Origin of the sequence: Paludibacterium denitrificans (assembly GCF_009707705.1) — a bacterium.
Classification (GTDB): domain Bacteria; phylum Pseudomonadota; class Gammaproteobacteria; order Burkholderiales; family Chromobacteriaceae; genus Paludibacterium_A; species Paludibacterium_A denitrificans.
In genome coordinates, this window is the sequence record NZ_WLYX01000001.1 from 515,187 (window position 1) to 528,945 (window position 13,759).

A 13,759-nucleotide genomic window follows, 5' to 3' on the forward strand; every position below is an offset into this window, starting at 1 on the left:
ACATGGAGCTTTTCCGCATCAAACGGGATATCCCGTTCATGAGCTACGGCTTACCACCACTGCCATTTCGCTGGTGACCTTTATCCCGGCCGTGGTGTTTTTGGTGATCCGCGGGCTTAACTTCAGCGTGGAGTTCACCGGTGGTACGGTGATGGAAGTCCAGTACCAGCAGTCGGCCAACTTGCCTGATATCCGCAACCGGGTGGATGCCTTGAAGATGGGCGAAGCCACGGTGCAGAGCCCGGGCACCTCGCGTGATGTCATGATCCGCCTGCCCAGCCGTCAGGGCGTCAGCTCGGCGCAGCTGTCCGAAAAGGTCATGAGCCAGCTCAAGGCAGCAACGCCGGAGGTGCAGTTGCGCAAGGTGGAGTTTGTTGGCCCGAGCGTGGGCGAAGAACTGGTAACCCACGGCCTGACTGCGGTAATTCTGGTATGTATCGGCATCATGATCTACCCGGCCTTGCGCTTTGAATGGCGCTTTGCCGTGTCGGCCATTATCGCCAACATGCACGATGTGGTGATCATTCTGGGTTGCTTCGCCTTCTTTCAGTGGGAATTCTCGCTGACGGTGCTGGCTGGCGTACTGGCCGTGCTGGGTTATTCGGTGAACGAATCAGTGGTGGTGTTTGACCGGATTCGGGAAAACTTCCGCAAACCGGCCATGCGCAACAAGACTGTGCATGAAGTCATCGACAATGCCATTACCGCTACCATGAGCCGTACCATCATCACCCACGGTTCGACCGAAGCCATGGTGTTGTCCATGCTGGTTTTTGGCGGCCCGGCCCTGCATGGTTTTGCCACGGCGCTGACCATTGGTATTGTGTTTGGTATCTACTCGTCGGTGCTGGTTGCCAGCCCGATCGTGATGTGGCTTGGCGTATCGCGCCAGAATCTGGTGAAACCGGCCAAACCCAAACAGGAAGCGGTGGTCTGAGCCACCCTGCCCCGCAAACAGGCTTACTTGTCCGGCCTGTTTTTTCATCGTCATTCAAATCTTTTCGGCCAACCTGCTGCTACAATCCTGCCCCATGGACGCCCTGACTTTCTTACTCGACTTCATCTTGCACATCGACGTGCATCTGGCTCACTTGGTCGCACAGTACGGCGTATGGATTTACGCCATCCTGTTTGCCATTCTGTTTTGCGAAACCGGTTTGGTAGTCACCCCGTTTCTGCCAGGTGATTCACTGCTTTTTGTTGCTTAAGCGCGCTGGCGGCAATGGGCAAAATGGATGTGCATCTACTGACCGGCTCTTTGATTCTGGCCGGGGTGCTGGGCAATACCGTCAACTACACGGTGGGGCGCTATCTTGGCAATGCCCTGTTGCAGCGCTATCCCAAACTGATCAAACCGGAATACCGGCCAAGACCCATGCTTTTTACGACAAGCATGGCGGCAAGACCATCATCTTTACCCGCTTCGTACCGATCATCCGCACCTTTGCTCCCTTCGTGGCAGGCATTGGCAGCATGGGCTACCGGCAGTTCACGCTGTATAACGTCGCCGGTGCCGCGCTGTGGGTGGCCGGTTTTTGCTATGCCGGTTACTTCTTCGGCAACCTGCCTTTCGTGCGCAAGAACCTAGAATTGCTGATTTTTGGCATCATTTTTGTTTCCTTCCTGCCCGCCATTATTGAATTCTGGCGGCACAAACGGCAGGCCAAGCCGCAGCAATGAGCCGTATCCACAAGCTCCCCGACCATCTGGTCAACCAGATCGCCTGCTACGAAGTGGTGGAACGCCCAGCGTCCGCCCTCAAGGAAATGCTGGAAAACAGCCCGGACGCTGGCGCCAACAAGATCAGCGTCGATCTGGCCCGTGGCGGCATCAAGCTGATCCGTGTTACCGACAACGGCCGCGGCATTGCGGTAGACGATCTGGCACTGGCGCTGGACCGGCACGCCACCAGCAAGATCAGCTCGCTGGATGATCTGGAACAGGTCGGCACCCTCGGCTTTCGTGGCGAGGGATTGGCGAGTATTGCCTCGGTTTCGCGGCTGACGTTGGTCAGTCTTACCGGAGGCCGACAGTCACGCCCATCAGGTGATCGCCATCGATGGCACGCTACATCCGGTGGAACCGGCGGCGCATGCTCCGGGCACCAGCGTGGAAGTGGTCGACATCTACTTCAATACCCCGGCACGGCGGAAGTTTCTCAAGAGCGAAAATACCGAATACGCGCATTGCGAAGCGGTCTTTGAACGCATTGCGCTGGCGCACCCGCAGGTGGAGTTCCTGTTACGTCACAACGGCAAGGTGATCTGGCGCTTGCCGGTGCAGACGTTGGCCGAACGGGTTGGCGCGCTATTGGGCAAGGATTTCGTCGCCGCAGCACTGCCGGTGGAAACCAGCGCCGGTCAGCTCAGCCTGACCGGTTTTATCGCCAGCCCGACCTACTCCAAAGCCAGCCGTGATGCGCAGTACTTTTACGTCAACGGCCGCTTTGTGCGCGACAAGACCGCCCAACACGCCTTGCGCCAGGCCTATCGCGATGTCCTGCATCATGATCGCTTTCCGGTGTATGCGCTGTTCCTGACCATGGACCCGGCTGGCGTGGACGTCAACGTCCACCCCACCAAGATCGAAGTGCGGTTCCGCGAATCGCAAGCCATTCACCAGTTTCTGTTTCACAGCATTAACAAGGCTCTGGCGGCAACCACAGCCGGTGCCGCACCGGCGGTAACGTTGGCTGAAAGCTCGGCCGAAGCCCTGACCGCCGCGACAGAATCGCGCACGCACCCAACGCCTCAGTCCGGGCAAACGCCAGTACAGCCGGTCATCTACCAGCAGCAAAGCATTCCATTGCACGTCGCACGCGAGGCAGTGCAAGGCTATGACACGCTGTTTGCTTAGCGTACGTCAGGACGAACGGCAACGTTCGGCCAACCTTGCCAGCGCCGCGGTGCAATACAGTCTTAAGCCTTGCCGTTGTCTGGCGCGGCTGAATCAGCCTGGCATGACCGCGAAGACATTCCGCCACTGGGCTTTGCCGTGGCACAGCTGCACGGCGTGTATATTCTCAGCCAGTGCGACGATGGCCTGATCGTGGTTGATATGCACGCGGCGCACGAACGCATCGTCTATGAACGACTGAAAACTGCGCTGGAAGCTGACGCCATTCCCATGCAGCCGCTGCTGCTACCGGTGTCTTTTGCTGCCGACCGCATGGAAGTGGCCACAGCACATGAGCACGGCGAAGACATGAAACGTCTTGGGGTCGAGCTGGCGCCGTTATCGCCCACCCAGATCGCCGTGCGCGGCGTGCCGGTGTGGCTGAAAGATGGTGATCCGGTCGAGCTGGCACGGGCCGTGCTAAAAGACGTACGCGAATTTGGCCTGAGCCGGGTGCTGACCGAACGCCGTAATGAACTGCTGGCCACCATGGCCTGCCACGGCGCGGTACGCGCCAACCGTCAGCTAACGTTGGCCGAAATGAACGCCTTGCTGCGCGACATGGAAGCCACCGAACGCTCCGGCCAATGTAACCACGGCCGCCCGACCGGACGCGCCTCAGCATGAAAGATCTGGATAACCTGTTCATGCGTGGTCGCTGATTACCCCCCTGCCAAGAGGCGGCTGACAGAATAAGCCGGTCGGCCTCCTCACTCATCCCACACCTATCGTCACTACCCACTCCAGACGTTCACCTGCCACGCGAACACTCCCGCCAGAAACACGACATGGTTATCGCAGCCATCTCCTTATTTCGCGCCTGACCAGGCAACCTCTGCCCGCTCCCAGCCAATCCTTGCCTTGACCGCAGGAATTTGCATATCAAATATTAACTATCGATAAAAACAGAAGTAAGCAATAGCCACAAAAAATACTTGACTCCCGCCCCGCTCAATCTATAACAGAAAACGTAAACAGATTACACATGTGTTTAACTAACATCCATTAGGAATCCGTTGAACACCGGCTGTTTACCAGTAACGCTTGGCATGCTGTCGACGTGCGGTGTACCGGGCAACACTCCAAATACACGTTTTCTGGAGATTCCTCATGAAACGCAATCTGATCGCTGTCGCTGTTTTGTCTTTGGCTTCCACCGGCGCCTTCGCCTACGGGACCACCACCTCTAGCTCGAGCGATGCAGGTGGCTTGGCTTACGCCACCTCTGGCGGCACCGCCATGGCTTATGCCACCTCCACCCAAGGGGCCATTTCCAGCCCCTTCAATGTCAGCACTGGCGTAACGGCTACCCAAACCACCGCTTCGTGGGGCAATGGTGGCGCTATCGCTTAACGCGGTGGCACGGCCAACTCGAGCTTCACCTTCCCGAGCTGGCACCACTGATCTTTTAGTCCCCAAAGCCAAGACAGCCTCTGCCTTTGGCCTGACAGATACCGCTTATCGGAGATTCATCATGAAACGTAAATTGATCGCCATCGCCCTGCTTTCGCTGGCCTCCACCGGTGCATTTGCCGCCACCACCAGCAGCACCAGTGCAGCCGGTGGTACGCCTTGTCCATCGGGCAAGCCGCTGCATTTGCCACCTCCAGCCAGGCAGCCATTGCCAGCCCGTACCTCATCGGCACCAACGTCACCGCAACGCAAACCGTTTCCACCTTGGGTACGGGTTATGCCGAAGCAGGCAGCGGTGGTTCGGCTTATTCCAGCCTGACCCTGCCGAGCTGGCACCACTGAGCAGCGCAAACGTGGTGCGGCAACTCCGCACCACGCGTCATGACCTGAACCACTTCTGGAGCCAGCACGGGGCCAATCCCATGGCTGCAGGAAGAGCAATCATCTTTGGAGATTCACCATGAAACGCAAACTGATCGCCATCGCCGTATTCGCCCTTGCTTCTACCGGGGCATTTGCTTAAGCACCACCAGCAGCTACAGTGAAGCTCGGCGGCACGGCTGCCGCGCAGTCGGCTGGCACCGCTGCCGCATTTGCCACCTCCAGCCAGGCTGCTTTGTCCAGCCCGTTTGCCACCGCTACCAGCGTTACCGCCAAGCAGACAGCTGTCACCTTCGGTACGGGTGATGCCATGGCAGTGAGCGGTGGCACCGCATTCGCTACCTTCACCAAGCCGTCCTGGTTCCACTAACCCGACGGTAGCCATGTGCGTGCACAGCGTGTGCGGCATGGTGGCAATGCAAAAGGTCCGCCAGTGCCCCCGCACTGGTGGACCTCACTAACAAGCAGCTTGGCTTTCCGGAGATTACCCATGAAACGCAAGTTCATTACCACCCTGCTGCTGTCGCTGATGTCAGCAGGTGCCTTTGCCGGGACATTCAGCGCTACCTCGACCGGTGGAACGGCCTATGCCTCATCGTCAGGCACCGGCGCCGCTTTGGCGCTCTCTCATCAGAATGCACTGAGTGTCGTGGTATCGACGCCCTTTGGCAGCACGTCGGTCACCAAAGCCAACTCGACCCAGCTGGCTAAAACCTCGGGCGATGCCCAAGCGGGAGCCACCGGAAGCGCTGGTGCCATAAGTGGAACCACCACTATCTCCAACCCGGCCACTGCCGCGCAGAGTACCGGTACAGCCGCGACGACCTCGTCTGGTTTGGGGGCCGCCCTTGCCAGCACCAGCCAGCGTTCCAGCGCATTGAGCAAGTCGCTGGCTCCAGTGCTTTAGCATTGTCGTGACACAAGCCTCCAGCAACCAGTTGGCAGGCACCATCGGTAATGGCACGGCCGTTTCCAGCGGCGGCGCCAGCGCCGGGGCCGTCAGCCCGTAACGAACGGGTGACTTACCGCTCGCTGTGTGATCGAAACAAAAACCATGGGCCACTGGCCATTGTGGTCAGTGCGCCCATCAGGGGAGATTCGCCAAATGAAACGCCGTCCATTGAATTCCGTACTGCCGATTGCCGCCTGCCTGATGGTGTCTTCCATGGCTTGGGCGGCTGATCAGACTATTGATACCGGAGTGGATTACCGTGGTACCTATACGGTGAAAAGTGCCCCTAGCATTCAGGCTCCATCACTGACCACCACCTTGTCCGATACCTGCATGGGGTCCACTTCGTTCGGGCTTTCTTTCATCGGTTTCGGTGCCACCGGTGCCACTACCATGGTCGATCAGGCCTGCGTCAAACGGCTGGATGCCCGCGAATTCCGCGCCATGGGATTGAACGATGTTGCCCGGCACTGATGTGCCAGAGTGATGCCAACCGCCGCGCCGTGGAGGCAACCGGACATGCGTGCCCGGGCACACCCGCTCCGGTAGCACAAGCGCTTAAGCTGAAGCCACACCACCGCTCAGCAGCAAAGAAAGCAGCCGCACGCCAATGGCCAAAACTGGCGGAACACAACCAGCGGCCACGGACACTGCCACCAGAACCAGCGTGCAACCCGAAGTCACCCAATCGGCGCATCTGACCACACCTGTCAACACAGCGGGCAAACACGCGTCTGATCTTGACGAATCGGGCCAGAAAGTCGCCGCCGCAGGCCCCAGCCGCCCCTCCAGCACGGTATTGCTGACTGGCACGAACAGCCCGCAGAAATGATGGCATGAGTGTTCATGTCAGACAGGGCGGGATGGGTGACGTGCAGGCATAGGTTATGGCAACAGCAGTTGCCATGGCGCGCTCGTCCATCCCGTTGATGCGGGCAAGAAAACGGCAGGGGGCATGATGAAAACGATGATGATCACGGGCCGGCCAGTGCGCTAATGAGCATGTCCACGTTGGCGCAGCAAAACCTGCTGTCGATACAGCAAGGCGTGTTGTCGCTGGAGCCGCCGGGGCACAGCATTTTCCTGTCTCTGGAACCACCAGGGCATGCAGTGGGAATACCACAAAACGATAAGCTGTTTCCTATTGAAGCGCGACGCTGCCTGTTTGGTTTTGCCCCGCTGGACATCGGCATGCCTTCCTCCACCATCGCTGAATGGACGTCAAATCCCGGGCACCATGCTGGGCAACGAGCGGTTAAGCCGCGTGGACGACAACAGCAGTTCAGCTTCCGCGTCGTCGTTGACCCGCCTGTGGAGCCATGGCAACGGCAACCTGACGGAAATCACGCAGGAAACCACCATCACCCGCAACGGTAAAACCTATCGTCACTCTTCGCAGCGCTGGCTGCGTAATGCGGCGCCGTCGTTCAGCAGTCCGGAATGGCATTATTTCTATTACTGCCGATAACAATGGCGCACAGATGACACGCGCCACCGGTCCGGCGTCCGCCCCGACAACGGGCTGACACCGGGCAGACGCCTGTTTCCCCTTCGGCCAAGTTGGGTAGAATGCAAGCTTGCATTTTCCCGAAGCCACCATGTCCCATACTTTCTTCTGGCACGATTACGAAACCTTCGGCGCCGTGCCACGCCGGGGATCGCCCCAGCCAGTTTGCTTAAGCATCCGCACCGATGCCGAACTGAACGAAATTGGCGAACCGGTAATGCTTTATTGCCGTCCCGCGCCCGATTATCTGCCCGCGCCGGAAGCCTGCCTGATCACCGGCATTACCCCGCAACATTGTTTGCAGCATGGCGTGGCCGAGCATGAGTTTGCCGGAGTGATCGAGCGCGAACTGGCCACGCCCGGTACCGTTGGCGTGGGCTATAACTCCATCCGCTTCGATGACGAAGTGACGCGCTTTTTGTTCTGGCGCAACCTGATCGACCCGTATGCGCGCGAGTGGCAAAACCAGTGCGGACGCTGGGATATTCTGGATCTGGTACGGGCAACTTATGCCTTGCGCCCGCAGGGTATTCATTGGCCGCAGCACGAAGATGGCCGCACCAGCTTCAAGCTGGAACACCTGAGTGCCGCCAATGGTCTCGCGCATGAAGCCGCGCACGATGCCTTGTCCGATGTGCGCGCCACCATTGCCTTGGCACGGCTGATCCGGCAACACCAGCCCAAGCTGTTTGATTTTTATCTGTCGCTGCGCAAGAAAGATGCCGTCAAGGTGCAACTATCGGTACACGACCCGCGTCCGGTATTGCACATTTCCGGCATGTACGGGGCGGAGCGAGGCAATCTGGCCATCGTCTGGCCGCTGGCGGCGCACCCCACCAACAACAACGAAATCATCGTCTGGGATCTGGCGCACGACCCGGCCGAACTGATGGGACTGGGGCCGGAAGCAATACGCCTGCGCCTGTTCAGCCGCGCTGACGAGATGCCCGATGGCCTCACCCGTTTGCCGATCAAGACCATCCACATCAACAAGTCGCCGTTTGTGGTCAGCAACTTGAAAGTACTGTCGCCGGAACAGGCGACGCGCTGGGGCGTGGACATGGCTCGCGTACTGCGTCATGCCGAGCACGCCCGGTCATTGCCCGACCTGACACCCGTCTGGCGTGGCGTGTTCCAGCGCGAACCGGCGGCAGCGCCGGACGTGGACGAAAACCTGTACGGTGGTTTTGTTTCCAATAGCGATCGCAAAGTGCTGGCGCGCTTACGCCAGCTGCCCGCCGCCCAGCTTTGCGGTGAAATGCCGTTTTTTGAAGATGCACAGTTGGCCGAATTGCTGTTCCGCTATCGTGCCCGCAATTTTCCGGACAGCCTGTCGGGCGAGGAACAGCAGCGCTGGCAGGCATGGTGCAAGGCCAAGCTGCTGGATGGAGCCATCGCTAAGCCGCACCCGCCGCGCCTGTCTGGATGAAATCGCCGCCCTGCGCGCCACGGCGGACAGCTCTTAACAACAGGCCATCCTCGATAGCGTGCAAAGCTACGTGAATGACATTGCCTGAGCGGCGTTCGGCCAACCTTGCAAGGTTGGCCGAAATGCTACAATGCGCGCCATGATGCCCACACCACCCGACCTGACCGAACACCCTTCTGCCATCCTGTTGATGGGCCCCACCGCCTCCGGCAAGACCGGCCTCGCGCTGGAGCTGGCGCGCCGCTTTCCCGTGGAGATCATCAGCGTGGATTCCGCGCTGGTCTATCAGGGCATGGATATCGGCACCGCCAAGCCGAGCGCGGACGAACGGGCCGTCTGCCCGCACCACCTGATCGACCTGATCACCCCGCTGGAGGTCTACTCGGCCGCGCAATTTCATGCCGATGCCAACCGGCTGATTCACGCCATCAACGCGCGCGGCCATCTGCCGCTGTTGGTGGGCGGCACCATGCTCTACTACAAGGCACTGCTGGAGGGCCTGTCGGACCTGCCATCGGCCGATCCGGCGCTGCGGGCGCAACTGGATGAACAGGCACAACAGCACGGCTGGCCCGCCATGCATGCCAGGTTGGCCGAACTGGACCCGGACACCGCTGCCCGCCTGAACCCCAACGATTCACAACGCATCCACCGCGCGCTGGAAGTCTGCCTGCTGGCAGGCGAACCCATGTCGCGACTGGTGGCACGTGGCAAAGAAGCCGCGGCCAACTTCCGTTTTCTGCCGTTAGCGCTGGTGCCTGCCGAACGGCGCTGGCTGCATGAACGTATTGCCCAGCGCTTTGAGCTGATGCTGGAACAGGGTTTTCTGGATGAAGTTTCCGCCTTGCGCCAGCGCTATCCGGCACTCACTACCGACCTGCCCTCAATGCGCTGCGTTGGCTACCGCCAAGCCCGGGATTATCAGGACGGGCTTTGCGACTACCCGGCATTTGTCGAAAAAGGCATCGCCGCGACGCGCCAGCTGGCCAAACGGCAACTCACCGGATGCGCAGTCTGCCCATCGTGCCGGTCAATGCGCAGCAACCGCAACTGGCCACCACGCTGTGTCAGGCGGTGGAAGCCTTCCGGCAACACCAGCCATTGCCGCCATCATTACCGTATAGCGGCCAGTATTAAGCCATACGCCATCATGACAAAGGCCCGCCGAAGCGGGCCTTGTTCGTGGCACAGCAAGCTGTAATCAGCGCACGGCCACCAGCTTGATTTCCACTTTCCATTCCGGATTAGCTAGTTCGGCTTTTACCGTGGCACGGGCCGGAACGTTGCCAGCCTAAGACCGCGGGCATCCCATGCCTGATTCATGGCGTCGTAGTCGTCCATGTCGGCCGAGGAAAATGGTGACATCAACGATCTTGCTCTTGTCCGAATCCAGTTCGGCCAACAGCGTGTCGATTTGTGCCAGCACATTGGCGGTCTGCGCCCGGGCGTCGTCCATGGTGTTTTCCGGTACCTGCCCGGCCGGAAAATCAGCCCATTGCTCACCACGGCTTCGGCCAGACGGGCTCCCTGTTTGTGACGGTAAATGCTCATAACGATTCTCCTGTTGAGGCAAGCGATAACAGCGCGATTCTACCGGCAATCCTGCGCACCCAGCAAAAAGCCCGCACAGGGCGGGCTGGAAACATCAGGTTAAACAAGCCTTAGGCGATGGCAACCAGCTTCAGGCTACGGGCAAACTGCTGCAAGGCGGTGATGCCGCTGGCTTCGGCACGACGGCACCAGTCCTGCAACTCCTTGAGCAGTTGTTCGCGGCTGAGCGACGAACGTTCCCACAGGCGAGTCAGTTCTTGGCGCATCGAGTACACCGTATCCAGCACCTTGCTTTGCGCCAGCAGGGCCGCCAGCTGTTCACGCTCCACTTCCGGCGTGTCCTTGGCATCCTGCTTGAGCCAGATTTTCATCTGACGCTTGATGTTGAGGTTATGCAGTTCCGGCAGCGAAATCTTTTCCAGCTCGCTACGGTAAACGTCTTTCAGCTCACGGGCATAACGCGCGGCAATGGCATAACGGTTGGCAATAATCGCCTGGACATGTTCCAGATCCAGCTGCGGACGGCTGGCGTCTTCGGCCAACTTGGGCGCCACGCGCAGCACCTTGGCCAACCCCAGCGTTTCCATGATACGGATATACATCCAGCCGATGTCGAACTCGTACCATTTGTAAGAGAACTTGGCCGAGGTGCCAAAGGTGTGGTGATTGTTGTGCAGCTCTTCGCCGCCAATGAGGATGCCCCACGGAATCAGGTTGGTGGACGCATCTTCGTTTTCAAAGTTGCGATACCCCCAGAAGTGGCCCACGCCGTTGACCACACCGGCGGCCCAGAACGGAATCCACACCATCTGTACCGCCCAAATGGTCAGGCCAATCGGGCCAAACAGCAGCAAATCCAGCGCCATGGTAATGAAAATGCCTTTGGCACTATGGCGGGTATAAACATTGCGTTCCAGCCAGTCATCCGGCGTTCCCCGACCAAATTTTTCGATCAGGTCCTTATCCTTGGCCGCGCCGCGATACAGCTCGGCACCTTGCCACAATACTTTTTTCAGGCCCAGCACCTGCGGGCTATGCGGGTCTTCCGGCGTTTCGCAACGCGCATGGTGTTTGCGGTGAATGGCGACCCATTCCTTGGTCACCATACCCGTGGTCAGCCACAGCCACAGGCGGAAGAAATGATTGACGACCGGATGCAGATCCAGACCACGGTGAGTCTGACTGCGATGCAGAAAGATGGTAACTGACGCGATGGTGATGTGAGTCAGGATCAATGTTGCCACGATATAACCCCACCACGGGAGATCGAGTAAGCCGTTAAACCATGCCATTAAGCGCTGCACCTCTACTAACAATAAAAAAGTCATTCTATACAATCACTCAGGCGCTGTCAGAGAGTTTTCATCCGGGTACATATTCCAAAGCAGCATGGTGTAACATAGAGCGTCATTTCATCCACTTCAGAAAAACGCTTGTGTTGCCCAAACAACGCCTGATCATTGCCGGAGCCACGCTGGGTGGCCTCTTTGTGCTTTACGGTGCTGCCGCCTACTGGGCTGGCGTGAAAGCCGAAGACACCCCGGAAGAACAGCACCGCATGCTGGCCGGACTCTCCATTTTCAAGGTCAAGAGCCACAGCTACCAACGCGGCTGGTTCTCGTCCACCGAAACCACGGAACTGGTGTTCAACCGCTTCTGTCCGGGCCGTATGAAAGCATGCTGCCGGATAACCTGCGGCCGCTGCTGAACTCCACCATCAAATACACCCATACCATCCAGCATGGTCCGTTGCCGGGTATTGGTCATTTCGACTTCCGTCCGGCGCGCGCACTGGTGACCACCGAATTCGCCATGAGCGAGGGGACGCGCAAGACGCTGAAAACCTTCTTCGGCGACAAGGACCCGATCACCATCACCAACCGCCTCGGCTTTGGCGGCGGTGGCGAGCTGAAGGTATCGGTGCCGTCTTTCGACTACGAAGAAGCACTATCCGGCGTCAAGATGAAGTGGAAGGGCTTTGACCTGAAGGTGGATTACGCCTCGGGTTACAAGGAATACAAGACCGAGGCCCTCTCGCCCGGCTTCCTGCTGGAAGCCGCCAGCAAGGGCACGGTGGCGTTTGATAACGTCAAATACCTCTCCGACATCCGTCCGGGCAATACCGGCGTCAAGCTGGGCACCAGTGAACTGACGGTCGGCAATGTTCAGCTCAACTGGAAGGAAAGCGTTCCTTACAGCATAAAGCTGAACGAGCTGCTGTACCTGATGACCCGGGTACGGGTGGGCGAGTTCATCAACCCGAGTGGCGAATTCAAGCCTTCCGCAGTTTCGCTCAAGGCCTTGCGCTACCAGATCGTGACCAGCGAACAGGACGAGTTCATCAACACCCGCGGCAAGGTGGATTTCAGCCAGTTCAACTACAACGATTCCCACTATGGTCCGATGCGGCTGGATATTTCGGCCAACCATCTGCACGGCCCGACGCTGATCAAGCTGGACCAGGCCATCAGCAAGATTCCGTTTGAAGGCGTCGACCCGGCGGTGCTGCGCAAGCAGTATATCGATGCCATCAAGAAGAACGGCATCCCGCTGCTGGAAAACAACCCCAAGCTGATGGTCAACGAGTTCTACCTCAAGATGCCAACCGGGGAAGCCAAGCTGGAAGGCTCGGTGGAACTGCATGGGCTGAAAGAGGCCGATCTGAAAGACCCGATCACCTTCATCAAGCGCTTTGAAGCCGCCGCCAAGGTTAGCCTGCCGCGCCAAACGCTGGAAAACCCGGTGATTGCCCGTGCGCGCAATCTGTTCACCGTGGACCAATCGGCAGAAGAGCAGCCGAACATGGCCGAAGTGGAAGACCTGGCGCGCAGCCTGCTGGACAGCCAGCTGGCGCAATGGACCGCGCAACAGTATATCCAGCAGGCCAACGGCCGGTGTCCACCCAGCTGGATTACAAAGGTGGCCTGTTGACCATCAACCACAAGAAGGTGCCGCTGCCGTGGGAGGTGTCGGACGAACCGGCCCCGGCCTCGGCCCCCGTCGCCCAAACGGCCCCAGCGGCCAAGAAATAAGCTGATCGTCCCAAAGGGCATGCTCCTTTGGGACAGCTGCTGCCCTGGTGGGGTAAGCGTCATACTCACCTCACGACGCCCCTCCTCCTCTGCCGTTCCTCGCTCACGTTACCAAGGAGCCGCGCATGTCCCGCTGGAAACCCAACACCACCGTGGCCGCCATTCTGGAGCAGAACGGACGCTTCCTCATGGTTGAGGAAGACACCACAGACGGTCGCCGTTTCAACCAACCGGCGGGTCACCTCGAACGCGGCGAAAGCCTGATCGAAGCGGTGGTACGCGAAACGCTGGAAGAAACCGGCTGGCACTTTACGCCCACCGCACTGGTCGGCATTTACCTTGCCGAAAGACCCGAGAGCGACATCAGTTACCTGCGTTTTGCCTTTACCGGCACGCTCGTGCGGCACGACCCCTCACGCGCACTGGATGATGGCATCATCGCTGCCCGCTGGCTGACCCATGAGGAAATCGTGGCGCAACAATCCCGGTTGCGTAGCCCGGTGGTACTTGAGTCACTGCATGACTATCTCCAATCTGCCCGCCATCCGCTAAACTTGCTGCATCACATCCGCTAAACCGGGCCTGACCGCTCAGGAGGT

General features: G+C 59.0%; 11 protein-coding genes and 5 pseudogenes. 14 read left to right on the forward strand and 2 right to left on the reverse strand.

The genetic code is table 11. The features are described 5' to 3' along the window. The first annotated feature begins 2 nt into the window (after positions 1-2). The 11 genes and pseudogenes from secF (at position 3) to miaA (ending at position 9,714) form a co-directional block, all read left to right on the forward strand. Positions 3-937 (forward strand): annotated as a pseudogene (gene secF, locus GKE73_RS03645) (protein translocase subunit SecF). A 94-nt stretch (positions 938-1,031) separates the two neighbouring features. Next, a pseudogene (locus tag GKE73_RS03650) lies at positions 1,032-1,680 on the forward strand (DedA family protein). Next, positions 1,677-3,557 (forward strand): annotated as a pseudogene (gene mutL, locus GKE73_RS25330) (DNA mismatch repair endonuclease MutL). Before GKE73_RS03650 ends, mutL begins: the two co-directional pseudogenes overlap by 4 nt. Before the next feature lie 448 nt (positions 3,558-4,005). Further along, positions 4,006-4,248 (forward strand): hypothetical protein, encoded by a 243-nt coding sequence (locus GKE73_RS03660; RefSeq protein ID WP_230369145.1) that lies wholly within the window; start codon positions 4,006-4,008, stop codon positions 4,246-4,248. Positions 4,249-4,467: 219 nt separating this feature from the next. Further along, complete coding sequence (locus GKE73_RS03665; protein WP_230369146.1) at positions 4,468-4,650, forward strand: hypothetical protein; 183 nt, start codon at positions 4,468-4,470, stop codon at positions 4,648-4,650. Between the two features lie 199 nt (positions 4,651-4,849). After that, the gene (locus tag GKE73_RS03670) at positions 4,850-5,059 is read left to right on the forward strand and encodes a hypothetical protein (RefSeq protein ID WP_230369147.1); all 210 of its coding nucleotides are present in this window, start codon (positions 4,850-4,852) and stop codon (positions 5,057-5,059) included. A gap of 120 nt (positions 5,060-5,179) precedes the next feature. Then, positions 5,180-5,596 carry a hypothetical protein gene (locus GKE73_RS03675; protein ID WP_230369148.1) on the forward strand — a complete coding sequence of 139 codons (417 nt, stop codon included), beginning with the start codon at positions 5,180-5,182 and terminating at the stop codon, positions 5,594-5,596. Between the two features lie 198 nt (positions 5,597-5,794). Continuing rightward, the gene (locus tag GKE73_RS03680; protein ID WP_230369149.1) at positions 5,795-6,115 is read left to right on the forward strand and encodes a hypothetical protein; all 321 of its coding nucleotides are present in this window, start codon (positions 5,795-5,797) and stop codon (positions 6,113-6,115) included. Between the two features lie 763 nt (positions 6,116-6,878). Beyond that, positions 6,879-7,109 (forward strand): hypothetical protein, encoded by a 231-nt coding sequence (locus tag GKE73_RS03685; protein WP_230369150.1) that lies wholly within the window; start codon positions 6,879-6,881, stop codon positions 7,107-7,109. Between the two features lie 130 nt (positions 7,110-7,239). Beyond that, entirely contained in the window at positions 7,240-8,577 is a 1,338-nt protein-coding gene (gene sbcB / locus GKE73_RS03690; protein ID WP_230369151.1) for an exodeoxyribonuclease I, read from the forward strand. Between the two features lie 142 nt (positions 8,578-8,719). Beyond that, positions 8,720-9,714, forward strand: a pseudogene (miaA, locus tag GKE73_RS03695) (tRNA (adenosine(37)-N6)-dimethylallyltransferase MiaA). Between the two features lie 64 nt (positions 9,715-9,778). Here miaA and GKE73_RS03700 read toward each other — a convergent pair. After that, positions 9,779-10,128 (reverse strand): annotated as a pseudogene (locus tag GKE73_RS03700) (RidA family protein). 110 nt (positions 10,129-10,238) lie between these two features. Further along, positions 10,239-11,456, reverse strand: coding sequence for a DesA family fatty acid desaturase (locus tag GKE73_RS03705; protein ID WP_280954733.1), 1,218 nt, complete (start codon positions 11,454-11,456; stop codon positions 10,239-10,241). A gap of 110 nt (positions 11,457-11,566) precedes the next feature. Between GKE73_RS03705 and GKE73_RS22375 the strand changes: the two genes are divergently transcribed. The 3 genes from GKE73_RS22375 (at position 11,567) to GKE73_RS03715 (ending at position 13,735) form a co-directional block, all read left to right on the forward strand. After that, positions 11,567-11,836: a DUF945 family protein gene (locus GKE73_RS22375; protein ID WP_280954734.1), complete on the forward strand. Its 270-nt coding sequence runs from the start codon at positions 11,567-11,569 to the stop codon at positions 11,834-11,836. Continuing rightward, complete coding sequence (locus GKE73_RS03710; RefSeq protein ID WP_280954735.1) at positions 11,806-13,059, forward strand: YdgA family protein; 1,254 nt, start codon at positions 11,806-11,808, stop codon at positions 13,057-13,059. Before GKE73_RS22375 ends, GKE73_RS03710 begins: the two co-directional genes overlap by 31 nt. 226 nt (positions 13,060-13,285) lie before the next feature. Beyond that, positions 13,286-13,735, forward strand: a complete 450-nt coding sequence (locus GKE73_RS03715) for an NUDIX hydrolase (protein ID WP_230369153.1) — start codon at positions 13,286-13,288, stop codon at positions 13,733-13,735. The last annotated feature ends 24 nt before the right edge of the window (positions 13,736-13,759 follow it).